This window comes from Pararhizobium sp. DWP1-1-3 (genome assembly GCF_049896125.1).
Taxonomy (GTDB): Bacteria; Pseudomonadota; Alphaproteobacteria; order Rhizobiales; family Rhizobiaceae; genus Pararhizobium.
In genome coordinates this window covers 156,420-177,260 of record NZ_JAFCTR010000002.1, presented here as the reverse complement: position 1 = coordinate 177,260, position 20,841 = coordinate 156,420, and the positions used below count along the sequence as shown (strand labels likewise).

The 20,841-nt window shown below is 61.1% G+C and carries 25 protein-coding genes; 14 read left to right on the top strand and 11 right to left on the bottom strand.

The features are described 5' to 3' along the window. The first annotated feature begins 56 nt into the window (after positions 1–56). Both ACP7BS_RS05395 and ACP7BS_RS05390 read left to right on the top strand, forming a co-directional pair. Complete coding sequence (locus ACP7BS_RS05395) at positions 57–605, top strand: HdeD family acid-resistance protein (protein WP_426236748.1); 549 nt, start codon at positions 57–59, stop codon at positions 603–605. Positions 606–750: 145 nt separating this feature from the next. Next, the gene (locus ACP7BS_RS05390) at positions 751–2,556 is read left to right on the top strand and encodes a GGDEF domain-containing protein (RefSeq protein ID WP_426236746.1); all 1,806 of its coding nucleotides are present in this window, start codon (positions 751–753) and stop codon (positions 2,554–2,556) included. A gap of 119 nt (positions 2,557–2,675) precedes the next feature. On the opposite strand, the gene ACP7BS_RS05385 is transcribed toward ACP7BS_RS05390, so the two are convergent. Next, positions 2,676–2,936 carry a DUF1344 domain-containing protein gene (locus tag ACP7BS_RS05385; RefSeq protein ID WP_426236744.1) on the bottom strand — a complete coding sequence of 87 codons (261 nt, stop codon included), beginning with the start codon at positions 2,934–2,936 and terminating at the stop codon, positions 2,676–2,678. Between the two features lie 310 nt (positions 2,937–3,246). Here ACP7BS_RS05385 and ACP7BS_RS05380 point away from each other — a divergent pair, with 310 nt between their 5' ends. Further along, positions 3,247–4,245 carry an NAD(P)H-quinone oxidoreductase gene (locus tag ACP7BS_RS05380; RefSeq protein ID WP_426236742.1) on the top strand — a complete coding sequence of 333 codons (999 nt, stop codon included), beginning with the start codon at positions 3,247–3,249 and terminating at the stop codon, positions 4,243–4,245. Between the two features lie 292 nt (positions 4,246–4,537). On the opposite strand, the gene ACP7BS_RS05375 is transcribed toward ACP7BS_RS05380, so the two are convergent. From ACP7BS_RS05375 to ACP7BS_RS05365, 3 genes are all read right to left on the bottom strand, one after another. Continuing rightward, on the bottom strand, positions 4,538–4,804 hold the full coding sequence (locus tag ACP7BS_RS05375; protein WP_426228762.1) for a type II toxin-antitoxin system RelE family toxin: 267 nt from the start codon (positions 4,802–4,804) through the stop codon (positions 4,538–4,540). Further along, the gene (relB, locus tag ACP7BS_RS05370; protein ID WP_426228760.1) at positions 4,788–5,015 is read right to left on the bottom strand and encodes a type II toxin-antitoxin system RelB family antitoxin; all 228 of its coding nucleotides are present in this window, start codon (positions 5,013–5,015) and stop codon (positions 4,788–4,790) included. The genes ACP7BS_RS05375 and relB overlap by 17 nt, the downstream gene beginning before the upstream one ends. A 94-nt stretch (positions 5,016–5,109) precedes the next feature. Next, positions 5,110–5,847, bottom strand: a complete 738-nt coding sequence (locus tag ACP7BS_RS05365) for a DUF3750 domain-containing protein (protein ID WP_426228758.1) — start codon at positions 5,845–5,847, stop codon at positions 5,110–5,112. A gap of 75 nt (positions 5,848–5,922) precedes the next feature. Between ACP7BS_RS05365 and ACP7BS_RS05360 the strand changes: the two genes are divergently transcribed. The 3 genes from ACP7BS_RS05360 to ACP7BS_RS05350 are packed head-to-tail and all read left to right on the top strand — an operon-like array spanning position 5,923 to position 7,546. Next, positions 5,923–6,930 (top strand): asparaginase, encoded by a 1,008-nt coding sequence (locus ACP7BS_RS05360; protein WP_426236740.1) that lies wholly within the window; start codon positions 5,923–5,925, stop codon positions 6,928–6,930. A gap of 42 nt (positions 6,931–6,972) precedes the next feature. Beyond that, positions 6,973–7,254, top strand: a complete 282-nt coding sequence (locus tag ACP7BS_RS05355; RefSeq protein WP_426236738.1) for a type II toxin-antitoxin system RelE/ParE family toxin — start codon at positions 6,973–6,975, stop codon at positions 7,252–7,254. After that, positions 7,229–7,546 (top strand): HigA family addiction module antitoxin, encoded by a 318-nt coding sequence (locus ACP7BS_RS05350; protein WP_426236736.1) that lies wholly within the window; start codon positions 7,229–7,231, stop codon positions 7,544–7,546. The genes ACP7BS_RS05355 and ACP7BS_RS05350 overlap by 26 nt, the downstream gene beginning before the upstream one ends. 3 nt (positions 7,547–7,549) lie before the next feature. On the opposite strand, the gene ACP7BS_RS05345 is transcribed toward ACP7BS_RS05350, so the two are convergent. Further along, the gene (locus tag ACP7BS_RS05345; protein ID WP_426236734.1) at positions 7,550–8,302 is read right to left on the bottom strand and encodes a DeoR/GlpR family DNA-binding transcription regulator; all 753 of its coding nucleotides are present in this window, start codon (positions 8,300–8,302) and stop codon (positions 7,550–7,552) included. Positions 8,303–8,404: 102 nt separating this feature from the next. On the opposite strand from ACP7BS_RS05345, the gene ACP7BS_RS05340 reads away from it, so the two are divergent. Together ACP7BS_RS05340 and ACP7BS_RS05335 are read left to right on the top strand one after the other, a co-directional pair. Continuing rightward, positions 8,405–8,761 (top strand): DUF4406 domain-containing protein, encoded by a 357-nt coding sequence (locus tag ACP7BS_RS05340; protein WP_426228750.1) that lies wholly within the window; start codon positions 8,405–8,407, stop codon positions 8,759–8,761. Positions 8,762–8,862: 101 nt separating this feature from the next. Further along, a complete protein-coding gene (locus ACP7BS_RS05335) occupies positions 8,863–9,483 on the top strand; it encodes a glutathione S-transferase family protein (protein ID WP_426236732.1) in 621 nt (206 codons plus the stop codon). A 1-nt stretch (position 9,484) separates the two neighbouring features. On the opposite strand, the gene ACP7BS_RS05330 is transcribed toward ACP7BS_RS05335, so the two are convergent. Further along, on the bottom strand, positions 9,485–9,847 hold the full coding sequence (locus tag ACP7BS_RS05330; RefSeq protein WP_426236730.1) for an MmcQ/YjbR family DNA-binding protein: 363 nt from the start codon (positions 9,845–9,847) through the stop codon (positions 9,485–9,487). Positions 9,848–9,913: 66 nt separating this feature from the next. Further along, complete coding sequence (locus ACP7BS_RS05325) at positions 9,914–10,111, bottom strand: hypothetical protein (RefSeq protein ID WP_426228745.1); 198 nt, start codon at positions 10,109–10,111, stop codon at positions 9,914–9,916. 92 nt (positions 10,112–10,203) lie between these two features. Between ACP7BS_RS05325 and ACP7BS_RS05320 the strand changes: the two genes are divergently transcribed. Then, a complete protein-coding gene (locus tag ACP7BS_RS05320) occupies positions 10,204–11,106 on the top strand; it encodes a LysR substrate-binding domain-containing protein (protein ID WP_426236729.1) in 903 nt (300 codons plus the stop codon). Positions 11,107–11,109: 3 nt separating this feature from the next. On the opposite strand, the gene ACP7BS_RS05315 is transcribed toward ACP7BS_RS05320, so the two are convergent. Both ACP7BS_RS05315 and ACP7BS_RS05310 read right to left on the bottom strand, forming a co-directional pair. After that, positions 11,110–11,775 (bottom strand): glutathione S-transferase family protein, encoded by a 666-nt coding sequence (locus tag ACP7BS_RS05315; RefSeq protein ID WP_426236727.1) that lies wholly within the window; start codon positions 11,773–11,775, stop codon positions 11,110–11,112. A gap of 104 nt (positions 11,776–11,879) precedes the next feature. Further along, a complete protein-coding gene (locus tag ACP7BS_RS05310; protein ID WP_426236725.1) occupies positions 11,880–13,253 on the bottom strand; it encodes a TIGR03808 family TAT-translocated repetitive protein in 1,374 nt (457 codons plus the stop codon). A gap of 232 nt (positions 13,254–13,485) precedes the next feature. On the opposite strand from ACP7BS_RS05310, the gene ACP7BS_RS05305 reads away from it, so the two are divergent. Together ACP7BS_RS05305 and ACP7BS_RS05300 are read left to right on the top strand one after the other, a co-directional pair. Then, on the top strand, positions 13,486–15,792 hold the full coding sequence (locus tag ACP7BS_RS05305) for a sensor domain-containing protein (RefSeq protein WP_426236723.1): 2,307 nt from the start codon (positions 13,486–13,488) through the stop codon (positions 15,790–15,792). 197 nt (positions 15,793–15,989) lie between these two features. After that, complete coding sequence (locus tag ACP7BS_RS05300) at positions 15,990–16,778, top strand: L,D-transpeptidase family protein (RefSeq protein WP_426236721.1); 789 nt, start codon at positions 15,990–15,992, stop codon at positions 16,776–16,778. 314 nt (positions 16,779–17,092) lie between these two features. Here the strand turns inward: ACP7BS_RS05300 and ACP7BS_RS05295 are convergent, their stop codons facing one another. Then, entirely contained in the window at positions 17,093–17,578 is a 486-nt protein-coding gene (locus ACP7BS_RS05295; RefSeq protein WP_426228734.1) for a MarR family winged helix-turn-helix transcriptional regulator, read from the bottom strand. Positions 17,579–17,713: 135 nt separating this feature from the next. Here ACP7BS_RS05295 and ACP7BS_RS05290 point away from each other — a divergent pair, with 135 nt between their 5' ends. Then, the gene (locus tag ACP7BS_RS05290; protein ID WP_426228732.1) at positions 17,714–18,136 is read left to right on the top strand and encodes an organic hydroperoxide resistance protein; all 423 of its coding nucleotides are present in this window, start codon (positions 17,714–17,716) and stop codon (positions 18,134–18,136) included. Positions 18,137–18,214: 78 nt separating this feature from the next. On the opposite strand, the gene ACP7BS_RS05285 is transcribed toward ACP7BS_RS05290, so the two are convergent. Further along, positions 18,215–19,774: a helicase HerA-like C-terminal domain-containing protein gene (locus ACP7BS_RS05285; RefSeq protein ID WP_426236719.1), complete on the bottom strand. Its 1,560-nt coding sequence runs from the start codon at positions 19,772–19,774 to the stop codon at positions 18,215–18,217. A gap of 285 nt (positions 19,775–20,059) precedes the next feature. On the opposite strand from ACP7BS_RS05285, the gene ACP7BS_RS05280 reads away from it, so the two are divergent. After that, positions 20,060–20,455 (top strand): hypothetical protein, encoded by a 396-nt coding sequence (locus ACP7BS_RS05280; RefSeq protein ID WP_426228729.1) that lies wholly within the window; start codon positions 20,060–20,062, stop codon positions 20,453–20,455. Positions 20,456–20,467: 12 nt separating this feature from the next. Beyond that, positions 20,468–20,839 carry a DUF4440 domain-containing protein gene (locus ACP7BS_RS05275; protein WP_426236717.1) on the top strand — a complete coding sequence of 124 codons (372 nt, stop codon included), beginning with the start codon at positions 20,468–20,470 and terminating at the stop codon, positions 20,837–20,839. Positions 20,840–20,841 lie beyond the last annotated feature (2 nt).

Below are 20,841 nucleotides of genomic sequence, written 5' to 3'. Positions count from 1 at the left end.
TTGTTATTCTATCCAGGATTACATATGAAAATGATGAAATATCTGGAGGTTGCATCATGGTTGAAGCTGTCAATATTGCTCTCAGGCCGTCGCTGAAGGAAAAGTGGGGATGGTTCGTCGCCCTCGGCGTGGCGCTGATCATGGGCGGCGGCATCGCCTTCGGCAATGTCATGGCCGCGACGGTCGCCTCCGTCTATTATGTCGGCATGATCATGCTGATCGGCGGCGTGCTGCACCTGATGCAGGCCTTCCGCGTCAAGAAATGGGAAAGCGTGTTCTACTGGATACTCAGCGGCGCCTGTTACACCGTCGCCGGCGTCTTTGCGTTCCTCAACCCGTTGCTCGCCTCCGCCGCTCTGACATTGCTGATGGCCGCTGCCCTGATCATCGCCGGAGGCTTCCGGATCTGGACGGCGTTCAAATTGCGTGCGCTTGCCGGCTGGGGATGGATCGCGCTCGGCGGTCTCGTCACGCTTCTCGCGGGCCTGATCATTGCCGCCGGTTGGCCGGTCAACAGCCTGTGGATCCTCGGCCTGTTCCTGGCGATCGATCTGGTCATGCAGGGCCTTGCCCTCATTGCCTTCGGGGTTCTCGTCAAAGGATAGGACGGTTTGGAAGATGGTGATTGCGCCCTGCCGCTAACTCCCGGCAGTCATTGAACTTTCATCAAACTGTCATGTTGGCGAAACGGAAAATTCAGGCCTGTGGAACGATTCTTCGCGCGATCCTACATCGCCTCCGGAGCTCCCCATGTCCGCCGTCCCCGCCGAAATGCTGTCTTTGCGCCGTTTTGGCAACGACCAGATCGTCACGCTGGCCAAGCTCGCGATCGAAAATGCCTTCCAGCCGATCGCCGAAATCGCCACGGGTTCCGTGTTCGGCTACGAAACGCTGATGCGAGGCTTCGAGCGGTTGGGCTTCAAGTCGCCGATCGAACTGCTCGACAAGGCCGAGGAGGCAGGCCAGCTTCTGGCGCTGGAGCATATGATCAACACCCGCGCCTTTGCCGGATTTGCCAGCCTGCCGGATTTTTCCGCGCGCACCCTGTTCGTCAATTTCGACAGCCGGTTGATCGGCCACGAAGGCGATCTGGTCGAGCGGCTCGGCAAGCACCTCAAACGATCGAATATTCCGCCGTCGTCGATCTGCTTCGAACTGTCGGAACGCTTCGACAGCGGCAAGATGCCGGATTTTTCCGGCCTGGTAAAACGTCTGCGGCTGGCGGGTTTCAAGCTGGCGATCGATGATTTCGGTGTCGGCTTCAACGGTTTGAAACTGCTCTGCGACCAGCCGGTGGACTATCTGAAGATCGACCGGCATTTCATCTCCGGCATCGAATCCAGCCCGCGCAAACGCCATATGGTGCGCCATACGGTCAACACCGCCCATGTTCTCGGTACAAGAGTGATCGCCGAAGGGGTCGAGACCGAAGCCGAATTTGCCATCTGCCGCGATCTCGGCTGCGATCTCGTGCAGGGCTATTTCGTCGCCCGTCCGACCGTGCATCTCGCCGATCTGCAGCCGGCCTATCCGCATCTGGAACAGACCGCCGGCGCGCGGCGCCAATCGACCTCGCTGGACAGCATCCTGATCCGCAAGCAGATCGAACAGGTGCCGGCGCTGCGCGAGAACGACGATCTGGATTCGGTGTTCGAACTGTTCCGCCGCTCGCCGCAGCGCAGCTTCTTCCCGGTTTTGAACGCCAATGGCGAACCGCGCGGCGTGCTGCATGAATATCACGTCAAGGAAATGATCTATCACCCCTTCGGCCGCGATCTCCTGAAGAACCATCTCTATCAGCGCCATATCTCGCATTTCGTCAGCCCGGCGCCGATTGCCGATCTGGAGACGCCGGCCGATGAGATGCTGAAGATCTTTGCCGGTATGGATGGCAGCGATTGCGTGATTCTGACCGAAAACATGCGCTATGCCGGCATCCTGTCGGCGTCGTCGCTCCTGAAGATCATCAGCGAAAAGCAGCTGAAGACGGCGCAGGAGCAGAACCCTTTGACCGGCCTGCCGGGAAACCGCGCCATTCGCGATTATGTCCAGGGCGCCGTGCTCGATGCCGACGAGGCCCGCTATTTCTGCTATTGCGATTTCGACAGCTTCAAGCCGTTCAACGATCACTACGGCTTCCAGAAGGGCGACCTGGCGATCTCGCTGTTTGCCGCCCTGATGCGCCGCCACTTCATCGGCGAGGAAAAGTTTTTGGGCCATGTCGGCGGCGATGATTTCTTCATCGGCGTCGGCGGCTGGACGCGCGAGGAAGTGACGACCGTTCTCACCCGCGTTCTCTGCGAATTCCGCAGCGACGTGCGCCAGCTCTATTCGCCGGAGCACCGCGAGGCCGGCTACATGACCGGCCATGGCCGCAGCGGCGAGACCACCGTCTTTCCGCTGATGCGCTGCTCGATTGCGGTGCTGATCCTGCCGGAAGGCTTTGTCTTCTCGGACGCCCAGGCCGTCAGCGCCCGCATCGCCGAGATCAAGAGCCTGGCCAAGGACAGCGACGACGGCCTGGTCTTCGAGACGTTTGGCGCCGCACAAGGGTGAGCGCACATAGCACTGGTCTTGCTCAACGAAAACGGGCTGGAACCCATCATGGGTTCCAGCCCGCTTCTGCATGATCCCGAAGCGTCTGGCCGCGGTCGGGGACGCTCATGCGAACGGGATCAGTGCATGACCGGCGTGATTGCCGTTGCCCGATGCTTCTTGCCCATCGTCTCATAGGCGATCGTCACTTTTTCACCGACCTTGAGGCCCGGATTGTCGAAGGACGCCGGCAGCATGAATTTGGTGCCGTTCTTCAAGGTCACGGTCATGGCCTTCATGTCATAGGCACGGATGATCCCGGTCGTGGTGCTGGCCGCAAAGGCGGCCGACGACAGGGAGATGGCGGAAAGGATCGTCAATGAGGTCAGAAGAGCACGCATGGTGTCGTCCTTGTTTGTCCCGCACACGGGACCGTCTCGAAACCGTCCGAAGCCCGTCGCGTCGCGGCTTGCGAGCCGCCGGCGGCTCCCGGTTCGACTGCAACGCTAGGCCGGGTTTTCAGCGGTTTCAAATTAAAGAAACTTAATCTTTTCAGCACCGCGTACGGCCCATTTTCGCCATGATGCGGCGGAGCGTTTGCCGCTCGGCGGCCCGAGTTGAAACGGTGCGGGGAAGCGGAGGAAAAACAACAGCTTTGCCGTTTTCATCTGGCGCGCTAGATAACCGGCAGCACCGATCAAGGAGAACACCGTGACCCTGCCGAGCGAAATGACCTATGTCGACCTGCCGTCCCCCGGCGGTCCGGAAAAGATGGTTCTGGCACGCGGGCCATTGCCGGATCTGAAGCCCGGCGACATTCTGATCCGTGTCGAAGCCGCAGGCGTCAACCGCCCCGATGTGCTGCAGCGGCTGGGCAATTATCCGCCGCCGCCGGGCGCAAGCCCGATCCTGGGCCTGGAAGTCGCCGGTGAAGTGGTGGCCATGGGCGAGGGGGCCGAAGGGTTTATCGTCGGCGACAAGGTCTGCGGCCTTGCCAATGGCGGCGGTTATGCCGAATTTTGCGCGCTACCCGCGACGCAGGCGATGCCCTGGCCGAAAGGCTATGATGCGGCGCGTGCGGCGGCGCTTCCGGAAACCTTCTTCACCGTCTGGGCCAATGTCTTCCAGATGGCCGATCTGGTCGAAGGCGAAAAGATCCTTATCCATGGCGGCTCCAGCGGCATCGGCACCACCGCCATCCAGCTGGCCCGCGCCTTTGGCGCCGAAGTCTTCGTCACCGCTGGAAGCAAGGACAAATGCGACGCCTGCAGTGCGTTGGGTGCCAAGCGGGCGATCAATTATCGCGAGGAGGATTTCAAGTCGGTGATCCTCGAGGAAACCGGCGGACGCGGCGTCGATGTCATCCTCGACATGGTCGGCGCGCCCTATTTCGACCGCAACATCGGCTGCCTCGCCAAGGACGGCCGCCTGTCGATCATCGCCTTCCTCAGCGGCGCCGTGGTCGAAAAAGCCAACATCGCAGCCGTCCTCGGCAAGCGCCTGCACATCATGGGCTCCGCCATGCGGCCGCGCACGGCCGTCGAGAAGGAATCGATCCGCGACGATCTGGAGGACAATGTCTGGCCGTTGCTGGAGGACGGCGACATCGCCCCGGTGATGCACGCGATCGTGCCGTTCACCGAGGTCGCCGAAGCGCACCGCCTGATGGAAGCCGGCGATCACATCGGCAAGATCGTCATGACGTTCTAAAGTCTAAAGCAGGGGCTCTTGCAATCGGCAAGAATCGGATTACCTTTATCTCATCATCAATTAAACGAAAGGAAGGTGATCCAGTGTCTAATGAGATTATAAACCTCGTAACGGGCATGGGAGTTGTAGTGATCGGAACGAGGCAGCCCTCGATCTGAACCCACCTTCCTGCGGGTCGTGTCTTCAAGAAGATACGGTCCGGGCCTTTTACCTGGCCAAAACTCATGGAGGGCCGCTGCAAAGCGGCCCTTTTTGTTTGTCTGCTGCAATGTCTCCGGGATTGTGTTTCGCCTTACCGGTATATTTCCCGGCGATTTCCAACGTCGAGAACCAGCACGATCAATTTCTCATCCTTGATTTCGCATAACAGACGATAGTCACCGACGCGGTAGCTCCAATAATGCTTGAGCGGGCCGGTCAACTGTTTGCCGAGTTGACGCGGATTGTCAGTTGCAGCAAGCCTGTCTGAAAGAAAGGAAAGGACGCGAATTGCGGCTTGTCTGTCCAGATTGTTGATGCTTTTTCGCGCTCTTGCCGTGATTTCAATCGTCCAGGCCAAGGTCTTTCCTCACCTCGGCCAGAGAGTAGACAGCTTCCTCTCCGTTTTGGACGCGCGCGGCAATTTCTGCGGCGAGATTGTAGTCTTCGATTTCCTCAAGGCCCTGCTTTATGAATTGATGGACATGGAATTCCTTGCTTTGCCCGGTTTCGCGGGCAAGCTGTTCCAGTTGCTTTTCAGCGGCATCGGAAAGACGAATGGAAAGCGTCATTGGATTGCTCCGAAATATCTTGTCTTCTCTTTAGCATAAATCGAGGCCTCGTTCGAGAGTTGTCTCCCGCTTGAGGATTGCGCTTGCTTCCTTTTCAGACCCCGAAACGCCCCAGCGCCGGGATCTTCACCGCCGGGTGCATCACGTCGATCCCTGCGACCAGCCCCATGAAATGCACCTCGAAACCGCTGCGCACACCGGCCGAAATGCCCAGCAGCCCGTAGAGCGTGGCGTGCATATCCATTCCGTCGGCATCGACCGAAAACAGCTTGCCCTCCGGCAGATAATCGCGGCCGACGGCGTCTGGCGGCAGAACCGCGCCAAGCTCCGGCACCGAGCGCAGCACATGGGCGACGAAGGTGTTGGAATTCGGCCCCGGCCAGATCCGGTAGCCACCGGGCTTCGAATAGGGGTAGGACTGGATCGCCTGCTCGATCTTCGGGATGAGGCGTGTGGCTTCTTCGCCCTTGACGCTGACGACCAGCTTCGGCGTGTTCGAATACCAGCGCGCATCGGCCGGATAGCCGTTGCGGCGGATCGGCGAGCCCCAGCCGACCTTGTCATAGCGGTTATAGGTCGTGTCGCCCTGTCCCTTGGTGACGATCCAGGAATGGCTGGCGACCGCACCTTTCATGCCGCCTGTCGTGGCCGAAAAGATGTAGATCGCCGCGTCCTGGTCATCGCCCGGTTTGGGCAGGATATGGGCCGACGTCCAGTCCGCTTCCCGCCAATTGACGGGCCTTTCCTTGACATACCACCAGCCGGCGGAAGCGAGCGCCGGCACGAGATAGACGAACAGGATGGCAAGAAACAATCGTCGAACAAATTTCATTGGCAGGCCCGGGTTTTGCGTTGCTTTGTCTTGGTCTAAAGACAGGGGAGAAGTTGGATTTTTGAGGGCACAACCATGTCGAACCCGGTTCTTGTTGAAGTCACGCGCGGTAATCTGGTCGAAAGCCGCCATCGCGGCATGGTGATCGTCGTCGATGGCGACGGCAAGACGGTGTTTTCCCTTGGGGAGACCGATGCCGGCGTCTTTCCGCGCTCGGCCTGCAAGGCCATGCAGGCGCTGCCGCTGATGGAAACCGGTGCCGCCGATGCCTACGGTTTCGACAAGCGGGCCCTAGCGCTGTCCTGCTCCTCGCACAATGGCGAACCGGAACATGTGGCGCTGGCCGCCGAGATGCTGGCGGCAGCGGGCAGGGACGTTTCGACGCTCGAATGCGGCGCCCATTGGTCGTTCAATCAGGACACCATCATCAGCCAGGCCCGCGCGCTGGAGCATCCTTCGGCGCTGCATAACAATTGCTCTGGCAAACATGCTGGTTTCATCTGCGCCTGCTGCCATAGCGGCGAGGAACCTGCAGGCTACGTCGCCTATGATCATCCGCTGCAGCGCGAAATCCGCGGTGTGATGGAAAGCCTGACAGGCGCGGTCCTTGCCCATGACAATTGCGGCACCGACGGCTGCTCGATCCCGACTTACGCGGTACCCTTGAAGGGCCTTGCCCACGGCTTTGCCAGGATGGCGACCGGCAACGGCCTGGAGCCGCTGCGCGCCAAGGCGTCGAAACGCCTGATCGAAGCCTGCATGGCCGAGCCCTTCTACGTCGCCGGCAGCAAGCGCGCCTGCACCAGGCTGATGCAGACGGCCCCCGGCCGCATCTTTGCCAAGACCGGTGCCGAAGGCGTGTTCTGCGCCGCTATTCCGGAAAAGGGCATCGCCATTGCGCTGAAATGCGAGGACGGCACCACCCGCGCCGCCGAAGCCATGATCGCCGCCACGCTCGCCCGCTTCTTCACCGATGAGCCGGAACTACACCAAAGCCTGATGGCCCAGGCCAACCATGCGATGAAAAACTGGAACGGCATCCATGTCGGCGATGTCCGGGTGACCAACGCTTTTGCGGCGTGATCGCACGCTTGAAGGCTATGACGTGATGCGTTATGGTTGCCCATGATCAAGAGTTTTGCCGACCGTGAAACTGAAAGTATCTGGAGCGGTCGGCGCAGTCGCAGGCTGCCTGCCGAAATTCAGGCAATTGCCCTGCGAAAATTGCGATTGATCAATGCCGCCAATAGTGTGAATGACTTGCGAATTCCTCCGGGAAACCGGCTTGAAATGCTGAAGGGCAATCGCTCCGGGCAGTATTCCATTCGCATCAATGATCAGTGGCGCATCTGTTTTACATGGCAGGAAGGTGAGGCAAACGATGTCGAAATCGCAGACTATCATTGACGGCGATCTGCTCGCCAATCCACATCCGGGTGAAATCCTGTTGCAGGACTTTCTGGCGCCGATGGCATTAAGCCAGAATGGTCTGGCCCGGGCCATTCACGTGCCGCCACGCCGCATCAATGAAATCGTTCTCGGAAAGCGGATCGTGACGGCCGATACCGACCTGCGGCTCGCCCGCTATTTTGGATTGTCGGAAGGGTTTTTCCTTCGGCTGCAGACGGATCATGACCTCATGGAGACGCGGCGGGAGTTGGGCAGCGCGCTGGATCGCATCACGCCAAGAGCCGCCTGATCCTCACGCCTCGATGATCCGCGCCGCTTTCTGCCGGTAGGGTGCGCTGGTCTCCGGGGCCATTCCGGCTGATATGATCAGGGCTGCCATGTCCTTGATGCCGGTGATGTGATGCGGTGAAACGGCGCCGAATTTCTCCTCGGTGAGAAGGGCCACGGTTTCGGCCGATTGCGCTGCAATGGCCCGCTTGATGGCGGCTTCTTCATAGTCTCCGGTGGAAAGGCCGTGGGCCGGATGAATGGCGGTGGCGCCGAGGAAGAAGATGTCGGGCCGCAGCCCGCCGATCGCAGCAAGGGCCGCAGCGCCTGTCGAAACCATCGAGTGCTTGTAAAGCCTGCCGCCGATCAGGATCACCTCGGCCCGGTGTTTTTCCAGCAGCGCCGCGACCGCCGGGCTGTGGGTCGCAATCGTCAGCTCCATCTCGCGCGGCAGGGCGCGCACCAGTTCGGCATTGGTGGTGCCGCCGTCGATGAAGATCAACTGTCCTGCACGCACAAGGTCTGCTGCCTTGCGCCCCAGCCGTTTCTTGACATCGGTGGACATCGTCTGGCGGGTTTCGAGGTCCGGCAGAGGCGGCGCCACCGGCAGCGCGCCGCCATGCACCCGTTTCAACAGGCCGGCTGCCGCCATGTCGCGCAGATCCCGCCGGATCGTGTCTTCCGACAAATCAAGTTCCTGCGCCAGCTCACCGGCCACGATCTGCCCGTCACTTGCCAGTCGTGCCGCAATCAGCGCCCGCCGTTGTGAAGTCAGCATTTTGGTCTCCAAAGCATATCTTGACTCTGCACGATATTGCATGGTTTATCGTGAAATATCCAGAATAATCTCAAATTATCGTGCAGCTTAATGGAGAAAACCATGCTGATTTTGATTGCCGGCCCCTACCGATCGGGCACAAGCGACGACCCGGAAAAGATGGCTGCAAACCTCAAGCGGTTGGAAGCACCCTCGCATGCGCTGTTTCAGGCAGGGCATGTGCCGATGATCGGCGAATGGGTGGCGCTGCCGATCTGGCACGCGGCGGGCGGGCGTGAGGTGGGTGACGACCTCTACGAGCAGATTTTCCATCCCGTCGCCGGGCGGCTTCTGCAGCTGTGCGAGGCTGTCCTGCGTCTGCCGGGCGAAAGCAAGGGCGCCGACAATGATGTGCGCATTGCCCGCGAGCGTGGCATTCCGGTCTATTTCCGGCTGGACGACGTGCCAGGTTGCGCCTGATCAAAACGGCCTGATCGCCGGCTGGCAAACAGCCGGCGCGGTTGCTATGCTCCGCACCGGAAGATGCCTGCCCACCGCCGGCAGATGGAGAGAGCGCCTGCATGTTGAAGCTCTATTTTTCGCCGGGAAGCTGCTCGCAGGCCTCTCATATCGCCCTTGAGGAAGCCGGCGCGGCCTATGAGGCCGAAAGGATCGACTTTGGCACGCAACAACAACGGTCAGCCGATTTTCTGCGCCTCAATCCGAAAGGACGCGTTCCGGCGCTGCTCACCGATCGCGGGGTGATCACCGAATCCCCTGCGATCCTTGCCTATATCGGCCAGAAATTTGCGGAAACGCCGGTCGGCATCCCGCGGGATCCTTTCGAGTTTGCGCGCATCCAGTCCTTTAACGCCTATCTGTGCTCGACCGTGCATGTGGCGCATGCACACAAGCGCCGCGGCGGCCGCTGGGCCGATGACCCGGCGGTGATCGAGGCCATGACGTTGAAGGTGGCCAGCAATATGAGCGAGTGTTTCGAGCTGATCGAAACCACCATGTTTTCCGGTCCCTGGGTCATGGGAGAGACCTATTCGATCGCCGACCCATACCTCTTTACCCTTGCCAGCTGGCTGGAAGGCGACGGGGTCGATTCCAGGCGCTTTCCGAAAGTCTACGAACACAGCCAGCGCATGGCCGAGCGTCGGGCGGTGAAAAAGGTTCTGTCCGTCGCTGCCGGTTAGGCTAAGGCGTTGCAGATGCAACAAAACCGGCGGCAAGGCGCTTCGGCGCTTTCTGCCGCCAGGCGGCGATCAGCCGCTCTGTCAAATCCCGGTCGCCGATGACGTCGAGGCGAACCAGCATGGCCGGCCAGCCCTTGTAGTGATCGGTCTCGAAATAGAACTCGGTCGCCAGCTCGATCAGCATGGCCTTTTCTTCCAGCGCGCACTGGACGAGAATGCCCGCTTCCTTGATGCGCACGAACATCTTGCCGCGCACCTGCAGCGCCGGCGTTCCGTAGGAGGTGCCCGGCGCAATCCCGGGCAGGCCCGCCGCTGTGGCGAGCCGCATTACCCGTTCGAAATCCGTTTCCTGATGGCCGGTCATCGTCTTGCCCGCTGAGACGGATCACTGTCCGCCCAAAACGCACCCGCTTCAAGTCCTTCGGCAAGCTCAGGCCTGGCATGCCTCACAGGGCAGTTTCGGCGACAGGCGCACGGTATTGCCCGGAAACGGCAGGTCGCCCAGTTCGCGCGTATCCATCCGGGCAATGTCCGGGTGGCGCAACGGGTCGCGGCTCCAGTTTGCCGGTGCGTCATCGTCAGCGGGAGCGGGAAGCAGTTGGTCGAGTATCGAGAAAATCTTCAACATGGCATCACCATCCTTCTTCGATGGTCACATGATCCTCCTCGTTCGCAGCAATTTCAATTGAGATTGTGGCGTGAAGCATATAGAAAAACTATATGAAGGATCTGAACAGCATTCACCTCAATGGATTGCGGGCGGTCGAGGTTGCCGGACGTCTCGGTTCGCTGCAGGCGGCGGCGGGCGAGCTTGGCGTCACCGTCGGGGCCGTCAGCCAGCAGATCATCAAGACCGAGAAACAGCTTGGCCGCATCCTGTTCGAGCGCAGCCCGCGCGGCCTGGTGGCAACACCTTTCGGCGAGAGTTTTCTGCCCCGCCTGACCGGCGGTTTCGAAACGCTGGATCAGGCGGTCGCCTCGGCAAAGCGGCGCGACGAAACGATCCTGACGATCTCGGTCGCCCCGGTTTTCGCAGCGCGGTGGCTGGTTCACCGCCTGGATCGTTTTACCGAAAAACACCCCGATATCCGCCTGCGCATCGATGCGACGACGGCGCTGGTCAATCTGGAAAGTGCCGGCGTCGATATCGGCATCCGCGTCGGCGCTGGCGATTGGCCGGGCGTCAAGGCCGAGCTTCTGTTGGCGCAGGAGGTCTTTCCCGTCTGTTCACCCGCTATTGCAGAAAAACTGAAGCAACCGGCGGATATTTTGAAAATCCCGGCCGTCATCGATGGCCATTCGACGCTCAGCTGGGAGATGTGGCTGCGCGAGGTGGGCCTGTCGGGACAGCAGATGGTCACGCGGCATATCTTCAACGATGCTTCGCTGTGTCTCGATGCGGCGATCGCCGGGCAGGGCGTGATGCTGGCCTGGCAGACGCTGGCCGCCTATTCGCTGATCGAGAAGCGGCTGGTGATGCCTTTCCCTCTGCGGGCGACGACGGGGTTCGCGCATTATTTCGTCACGCCGCCCTCGCGCCGTGAAACCAAGACAGTGACGGCCTTCAAGCAATGGGTGCGTGACGAAATCGCCGGGAGCATGCGGCGACTTGGTTTCGAATAGGCGTCAGGCGGCCTGCACCTCCCTGCGCCGCCCGGCCATCATTGCCTCAAACGCCGGCCGTGCATGGCAGCGGCCAAGCCAGGCTTTCACAGCCGGATATCTGTCGAACAGATAGGTCTCGCTCATCGCATAACGCAGCACTTCCGCCAGATTGAGATCGGCGACGGTGAAACGGTTTCCGACCACATAGTCCTGTGCCTGCAGATGCTGTTCGAGCCGCGCCAGCGGACGCTCCAGCCCCTTGACGCAGGCCTCGATCAAAACCTTGCCGTCCGGGGTTTTTTCCGCGCCGTTGTCATGGGTCAGCACGATCTTCACCGTATGCGGCTCGACCTCGGTTGCCGCCCACAAGGTCCAGGCGGTCATCTCGCCCTCTTCGCGGACTGTGGCGCCGGCCAGCGGGCCGCCATGCTTGCGGGCGAGATAGAGATTGTTGGCAAGCGATTCCGCCAGCACCAATCCGTCATCCTCGATCGCCGGGATCAGCCCCATCGGGTTGACGGCGAGAAAGGAGGGCGACTTGGTGTTGATCCGGGCGTCAGCTGCCAGCGGGTCTGTCAGCAGCCGCGCCTGGATCACTGGCACCGACTGGAAGGGAATGCCGAGTTCCTCCGCCATCCAGTAGTTGCGCGAGGCGCGCGAGCAGTAAACTCCGTAGATCGTCAGCATGTCCGTTCCCCTTTGCTTGCGGTCGCCGCACGCTATGGCAAGCGCGCCGGCGCTTGAAGCGCAGAGCGTTGATATCATCCATGAAATCTTTTGATGTGACGCGGTCAGGCGAGCCGGTTGCCGGCAAGGGTGAGGTGCGCAAAGGCTTCGCTTCCACCTGTCAGCAGATCGCCCGTCGCCTTGCCGTTCCAGCGGAAACCGAGAATGGCGCCGTCTCTGACGTCCTGAAACAGGTTGTTGGCGATCAGCGCCGTGCCCGCCCCCTCGACCACCGTGACGGCGCAACCGCCACCAGAACCGCGCACCAGATTGCCTGTCGCGACGATGCCGCGCATATAGGGTCCCCAGCCGAGCATCAGCCCCCATTTCGGCGCGTTCTCGATGACGTTGCCGGAAATCACCGTGTCGGCTTCCGCCGCAATGCCGAAGCCGAAACCGGCACCGTCATGCACATAGGGGCCATCGATATGCAGGTTGCGGACGATGTTGCCGCTGACGGTGGCCAGCCTGCCGCCATCGTCGAAATTGACGATCAGGATGCCGTTGGCGGCGCCATCGACCAGGTTGCCGGATACGATGGCGCCCTGAAAGCCGAATTCGGAATAGATCGCCGTCTCGCCGGAGCGCAGGCACTGGTTGCTGGAAATCTGCACATTGGTGGCGGCGTTGGCGCGGATGGCGGAAAAGGCGCAGTCGGCGATGTGATTGTCGCTCACCATCACATTCCAGGCGCGAAAAATATTGATGCCGTTGCCGTTTTCGCCGGTGCCGCCATTGTTTGCGGCGATCTTGAGCACCCGGTTGCCGCTGACCATCGTGCCGTCTTCGCCCGCCTCCCAGCGATGCACGAGAATGCCGCCATTGCCGCAGTCGGAGACTGTGTTGGCGGTGATCGCCAGCCGCGCGCTGTCAACAGCATAGAGACCGGCGAAGGCCGCTTGCAAAATGCCGTTGCCGGTGATCCGGCCGCCGCAACGCTCGGCATGAACGCCATGTTTCGAAGCTCCGGTGATCGTGCAGTTCTCAATGGTGAGATCGGCGATCCCGCGCAGATGCAGAAGCCCGCCGGCTTCGTTCCCCAGAGATTTGCCTTCGCCGTCGAAAACAAGGTCCGACAGGGTGAGCTTGCTCAGTCCGTCGCCGGTGAGAAAGGGGCCGCCGCCGGCGTGAATCAGCCGGGTGCGGCCGGGAACGCCGCTGACCCAGAGCGTGTCGGGAAGCGCAATGCCGGAGACGCGGTAATCGCCGGCCGGCAGGAGGACGGGCAAGCCCTGTGCTGCGGCTTCCTCGAACAGACGGCTGATGGCCTGGCTTTGATCGCCGGTAGTATCCGGGGTGATGCCATAGCCGGAAATATCGATCGTGCCGCGCAGGCCATCCGGTGCAGGCTTCATGGCAGCAGCGCTGGAAACGCGGCTGACCGCTGCGCAAAACGCCATCGAGGCTATTGACGACAGAAGCAGGCGGCGGTTCAGCATGGCAGATCCTTTGGGTTGCCAAAGCACGGATCGTGCCGGGCGGAATACACCAAAACGATACGATGCAAGCTGGTCTATGGCAATTAGGGGTTGGTGGTTGTTCCGTTCCTGTACGGAATGCGTTTGGTCGGCCACCCTATCTTTAGGGAAGAATAACTTATGGCTGCTAGAAGTCAGGCTGGGGAACAAGGAAGAGACGGCTAGACCGGTGTAACCGTCTTTGGAGGCCAGCTTGACGAAGAATTTAAGCCGCTATCGAAGGGACAGCGGAGCCAGGATTTCCAGCAACGACGACACGCAGCGATTGATCGCGGCAAGTCAGCGGCTTGCCGCCGAAGTTACGCGCATGTTCGGCCCTGAACCCGATATCGCCGATCGCCATTATTGGCTCGAGACGATGGTCAACCATGTTCCCGATTACATCTATGCCAAGGACCTCGAAGGCCGCTTTCTGATCGCCAACCAGGCGACGGCCACGGAAAACGGTTTCCGTGAAGCTCATGAGATCATTGGCAAGACCGATTTCGATATTCATACGCCTGAAAACGCCCGGCATTTCAAGGAGGCCGAACGCCGGGTGATCGAAACCGGCGAACCGATGTTCGGTATCGAGGAGTTGAACGCGGTCAGCAGGGTTGAGCGCTGGCTGATGACCTCGAAGGTGCCGCTGCGCGACAAGCAGGGGACAACCATCGGCGTTGTCGGCATATCGCGCGATATCACCGACCGCAAACGGGCCGAGCGCCTTCTGCTTGGACAGGCGCGCCTTTTGGAACTGATTGCCACGAGCACGCCGCTGCCCGACTTCTTCAATGAACTGATCCTGATGATCGAGGCGCATCTGCCCGGCATTATCGGCTCGATCCTGCTTCTGTCACCCGACAAGAAGCATCTTCTGACGGGTGCTGCGCCGGGGCTCGACATTGCCTATTGCGCAGCGATCCATGGCGTCGCCATCGGACCCAAGGCCGGATCCTGCGGCACGGCGGCGTTTCGTGGCGAGCCGGTGTTCGTCTGCGATATTCAGTCCGATCCGCTCTGGGAAGACTATGCCGGCATGGTGCGGCCGCTGGGATACCGGTCCTGCTGGTCGATGCCGATCCTGTCCTATCAGGGCCAGGTGCTCGGCACGTTCGCGCTTTATTCGCATCAACCCGGCATGCCGTCGGCAGACCAGACCGACCTCATTTCGATGGCCGCACACCTTGCCGGTATTGCCATCGAGCGGCGGCAAGCGGAAGAGCGCATCCAGTTCATGGCGCATCACGACGCCCTGACGGGGCTGCCGAACCGGGCCTTGTTTGACGGGCGCGTTGCCAGCGCCCTGGAGCAGGCCCGCGTGACCGGCCAATGGGTGGCGCTGGCCTTCCTCGATCTCGATAATTTCAAGTTGATCAATGACACGCTCGGGCATCATGCCGGGGATGAACTGCTGCGGGTCGTCGCCGGGCGGATGCTGGCCTGCGTGCGCAAGTCGGACATGATCGTGCGGGTCGGCGGTGATGAATTCATCATTCTGCTCAATAGCCTGCCGCCGGACAACAGCGTCATGCTGTCGCGGTTGGAGGCGATCCGCGCGGCCATCGGCGCACCGGTCGTGCTGGCCGGACGCAGCCTGCAGGTCAGCTGTTCGATGGGGGTCGTCTGCTATCCCGAACACGGAGAGAGCGCCAGCGAACTTCTGGCCAATGCCGATTCGGCGATGTACCGGGCCAAGGAGGTCGGCCGCAACAATCTGCAGGTGTTCGACGCCCAGATGGCGGCCAAGGCGCACGAACGGTTGCGGCGCCACGAGGAACTGCATGATGCGGTGGCCTGCGGCGAATTCGTGCTGCACTATCAGCCGCAGATGAACCTGAAGACGGGCAGGATTTTTGCCGCGGAATCGCTGCTGCGCTGGCAGCACCCCGAACGCGGCCTGATTTCGCCGGGCGACTTCATTCCGCTAGCCGAGGAAACCGGGCTGATCGTGCCGATCGGCGAATGGGTGCTGAACGAGGCCTGCCGCCAGAACAAGGCCTGGCAGGACGCCGGCCTGCCGCCGATCGTCGTCAGCGTCAATGTGTCCGCCCGGCAGTTCAAGGAGCGCAACTGGGTGTCGAAGGTCGCCGAAGCGCTGGAGGAAAGCGGACTGGAAGCCTGTTATCTCGAGCTGGAACTGACCGAGAGCTTGATCATGCAGGATGTCGCATCGGCCGTCGCCACCATGCACGAACTGGAAGCGCTCGGCGTCCATCTCGCCATCGATGATTTCGGCACCGGCTATTCCAGCCTCAGCGCGCTGAAGCGCTTTCCGGTGCGCCGCCTGAAGATCGACCGCTCCTTCGTCCAGGATATTCCAGGCGACGCCGACGACCGGGCGATCACCGGCGCGATCATTTCGCTGGCCCAGAAGCTGCAGATGCAGGTGATTGCCGAAGGTGTCGAAACGCAGGAACAGATCGATTTCCTGAGAGAAAGCGGCTGCGACGACATCCAGGGCTATTTCTTCAGCCGTCCGGTCGGGGCGGCGGCATTCGTGTCCCTGCTGGCCGGCTAGCCGGTTTTCTGTGTCGTTTTTGCATCGCCGGCGTTCCCTCGCGCAGTCGTGAAGGCGTCGAGGGGCCGCAAGCCCCGATCCAGCCGCAATTGCCATACTTGTGGCAAGAGATCGGTATTTGCTTGCCGGGATAGAATGCCTGTGCGGACTTGGGCCCGCGCCTTCGCCATATGCGTCAACGGAATATACAGAGTTCAATGACCTTCTCAAAAGCACTCTCCCGCCGGCAGTTTCTCAATATGTCCGGACTTGCGGTCGCGTCCGCCGGCCTTGCAGGCTGTGCGTCGTCGATGAACACCGATCGCTTCAGCGCCGAAACCGCGCCGTATTTTCGCGATCCCTCGCAGGAGGGCCGTTTCGCCGATCCGCGTTATGGTGCAGAGCTGGAGGGTCCGGTCGGCGACGGCATGACCCCGACGGGCCTGCCGCTGCAATCGACCTATTATGCCGACATGTACGGCCCCAAATTCGATGGCGGGTTCAATATACCGGCAGTGCCCTACGAGCAGATCGACGCCCGTTTCTATCGCCAGCAGGTCGACAATACGTTCGGCGAGAAGCCCGGCACGATCATCGTCGATACCGGCGAGCGCTTTCTCTATCTCATCCTCTCCAACGGGTCGGCGATGCGCTACGGCGTCGGCATCGGCCGCGAAGGCTTTGCCTGGTCAGGCAGGGGCGTTCTCCAGTGGAAGCAGAAATGGCCGCGCTGGAAGCCACCGAACGAGATGGTGGCGCGTCAGCCGCATCTGCAAAAATACTCGATCGCCAATGGCGGCATGGCGCCCGGTCTCGACAATCCGCTCGGCGCACGGGCGATGTATATCTTCCAGAACGGCGAAGACACGCTCTACCGCCTGCATGGATCGCCGGAATGGCAGTCGATCGGCAAGGCCGTATCGTCGGGCTGCGTCCGTCTGATCAACCAGGACGTCATCGATCTTTATGACCGCGTGCGCGACAAGGCGCCGATCCTGGTCATCTGAAAAGGCTATCTGAAAAGCCCGCTGACTGAAAGGCGGCTCAGCTTGCTGACAAAGTCATTTTCTGACCATTTTGCAGGTCACTTGGGAAACATTGCGCTCGCCAAATTCCCCGTCATTCCTGTGCCTGTCACAGGAATACAGCCAGCTCAAGTCCTTGAGCTGAAAGAGTTTTTTGACCCGACAGACGTCGGGTCGCTGGATCCCCGCCACAAGGGCGAGGATGACGGAGAGTGGGGGGCGCTCTCGTCCGATAATCGCATTTAGGAATTGCCAGCAGTCTGTGCCACCCACGCGTCCGGCACCTATCGGGCATCCTAGTTCCCTAAGGGCTGGTTCTCACCCAGATGATCGTTGAGATCATGCAGCGCCGAACGCAGCGCGGCGGCTTCCGCCATGCTGCATCCGGTCGCCTTACCGATTTCCGTCAGAATGCCGAAAGCATCGGTCTTCAGCGCTTGGCCTTTCGGGGTCAGCGTGACGATCACCTGACGCTCGTCGCCCTTGTCGCGGATTCGGCTGACGAAACCGGCGGTTTCCAGCCGCTTGAGCAGCGGCGAAAGCGTGCCTGAATCCAGCCCCAGTTCCTCGCCTATTCCCTTCACCGTCATCCTGTCCTTTTGCCAGAGCGCCAGCAGCACCAAGTATTGCGGATAGGTCAGGCCGAACTTTTCAAGCAGGGGTTTGTAGGTCCGGTTGAAGGCGTGGGCGACCGAATAGACGGCAAAACACAGCTGCTGGCCGAGCGCCAGGGCATCGCCTTCTTTCAGATCGTCCTTACGCATGTCTTTATCGCGGGTCATACTGTCCATTCTCGCAGTTTCAGCATGATTTTGCAATTTGCAAAATTATATTGCGTACAATTAAATAATGCGCTATTGAAAATTCAGGCAAGGATTTGCCCCGCCATCAACCGCTGAGAAACCAAGGAGACAGACATGCCCATTCTTTACACGACCAAGGCATCCGCAACCGGTGGCCGCGCCGGCCACGCCGTCAGTGAAGACGGTGTTCTCGATGTGACGCTGACCGTTCCGAAGGAACTCGGCGGCGACGGTGCGACCGGCACCAATCCCGAGCAGCTGTTTGCAGCCGGCTATTCCGCCTGCTTCCTCGGTGCGCTGAAATTCGTCGCCGGCAAGGAAAAGGTCAAGATTCCGGAAGACGCAACGGTCACCGCAACCGTCGGCATCGGCCCGCGCGAGGATGGCACCGGCTTCTACATCAGCCCGTCGATCTCCGTCAGCCTGCCGGGCGTCGACCGCGAAGTGGGCGAAAAACTCGTCGCCGCCGCCCACATCGTCTGCCCCTACAGCCACGCGCTGCGCACCTCCACGGAAATCTCGGCAACGCTCGCCTAAGGCGAGGCAGGTCAGGACAAACAAAAAAACGGCGGCCCCATCTGGACCGCCGTTTTCCGTTTCAAATCCGTGTGATGTTTACCGCCTCAAGCTTCCGAGAATGCCGCGCACCAAAGCCCGGCCGAGCGACGAGGCAACCGTGCGGGCGACGGATTTCATCGCCGCTTCGGCGACACTTTCGCGCTGGTAGCCGGCGCGGGGTTTCGGCTTGGGCTGGGCCGGCGCCTGCGCATCGTCATCGCCGAAGCCGGGCAGGGTCCAGCGGCTGCCGCCGGGAGCGGCCGGCGCCGGGGCTTCGGATGCCTCGCGGCTTTCTTCTGCCTGCTGTGTTGACTTGGCAGCACGCTGGGCCAAGAGCTCATAGGCGGATTCCCGGTCGATATCCGCGTCATACTGGCCAGCCACCGGACTGATGCTCATGACGTTGGCGCGCTCGGCCTCCGTCAGCGGGCCGGCGCGGCTGGATGGCGGGCGGATCAGCGTGCGCTCGACCATCGAGGGCGCGCCCTTGCCTTCGAGCGTCGAGACCAGCGCCTCGCCGGTGCCCAGGTTTGTGATGACGGTGGCGCAGTCGAAATCCGGATTGGGGCGGAAGGTATCGGCCGCCGTCTTTACCGCCTTCTGCTCGCGCGGGGTATAGGCGCGCAACGCATGCTGGATGCGGTTGCCGAGCTGGGCCAGCACGGTTTCCGGCACGTCGAGCGGGTTCTGGGTGACGAAGTAGATGCCGACGCCCTTGGAGCGGATCAGCCGGACGACCTGTTCGATGCGTTCCAGAAGCACCTTCGGCGCATCGTTGAAGAGCAGATGCGCCTCGTCGAAGAAGAACACCAGCTTCGGCTTGTCCGGGTCGCCGATCTCGGGCAGTTCCTCGAACAGTTCCGACATCAGCCACAGCAGGAACGTGCCGTAGAGACGCGGGTTCATCATCAGCTTGTCGGCGGCCAGCACCGAGATGGCGCCGCGGCCATCGCGGGTGGTGCGCATGATGTCGGAGACCTTCAGCGCCGGCTCGCCGAAGAAATTCTTGGCGCCCTGCTGCTCGAGGATCAGCAGTTCGCGCTGGATGGAGCCGACCGAGGCCTTGGAGATCAGGCCATACTTGCCCGACAGCGCCGATGCGTTCTCCGCCATGTAGTTCAGCATCGCCTGGAAATCCTTGAGATCCAGCAACGGCAGGCCACCCTCGTCGGCGATCTTGAAGGCGATGTTGATGACGCCTTCCTGGGCATCGGTGGCGTTCATCAGCCGGGACAGCAAGAGCGGCCCCATCTCCGACATGGTGGTGCGCACCCGGTGGCCTTTTTCGCCATAGAGATCCCAGAAGATCACCGGAAATTCCTGGAAGGCGAAATCGGTAAAGCCGATCTGCTCGGCCCGCTTGGTCACCCAGTCTTTCGGCTCGCCGATGGCGCCGATGCCCGACAGATCGCCCTTCACGTCGGCGCAGAACACCGGTACGCCGGCATTGGAGAAGCTTTCCGCCAGAATCTGCAGCGTCACGGTCTTGCCGGTGCCGGTGGCGCCGGTGACGAGGCCGTGGCGGTTGCCGAATTTGAAATCCAGATATTCGCCCTTGTTGATCGTATCGTCCGGTTTCCGGCTGGTGCCGATATAGAGCTTCCCGTCCTCAAGCATATGGGCCTTGTCTCCGTTTCGCCGATGAAAGCCAGCGGTTCGCAGGCCCCCATCACATTGTTTTCCCATGCCTGTTATAAGAGGAGTGCCTTTCACCGGCAACAGAAGGATTGCCATGCAAAAAAACGGCTTTGGCGCGCTGGATGGCCGCATTGTCATTGCCAGCAAGGCATGAAACGATCATTGCGTTCTCGCGCTGTGGATACCCGTTCCGAACCGCGCTTGAGTTTCAATTCGAGATAATTTACCTTGACGTTCACGTCAATTAAATGAGGAGAATCACCCATGAACGAACTGGTCACACGCGTCGCCGAAAATGTCGGCATCGATCCGGCGACGGCTGAAAAGGCCATCGGCATGATGCTCGGCTTCCTGCAGCGCGAAGCCGCCGACGGCCCGGTTGCCAAGATGATCGAAGCCATTCCGGGCGCCGATGCGCTGGTCGCGCAGTATAATGGCGCAGGCACCGGCGGCGGCGGTCTGCTCGGTGGCCTGCTGAATGCAGTCGGCGCCGGCGGCGGCGTCATGGCCCTTGGCCAGCAGCTGATGTCGCAGGGGCTTGGCATGGGCGAAATCACCGCCCTTGCCAAGGAAACCATCGGCTACGCCAAGGAAAAGGCCGGCGCGGACGTGGTCGACGAAGTCGTCGCCTCGGTTCCGGGCCTCAGCCAGTTCGTCTGATAGCGTCAAGGAATGGACGATACGTCCGATAGCGATCTGGCCGCGCACTTGAGGCAACTGGAGGAATGTCTCCACGCCCCGCAGGTGCGCGGTTCCGCATTTTTGACCGGCGAACTGCTGGACGAGGATTTCACCGAGTTCGGCAGCTCCGGACAGGCCTATGGCCGCGCCGATATCATCGCGGCGCTGGTTGCCGAGGCGGGGCAGGCCCGGCCGCCGGTGCAATCGGAAAACTACCGGCTGAAGCGCCTGTCGGAGACCGTGGCGCTGCTCACCTATGAAACGGCGGCGGAAAACCGGCGCGTACTGCGATCATCGATCTGGCGCCGCACCAACGGGGTTTGGCGCATGACTTATCATCAGGGAACCCCGGTGAAGGCCTGAGA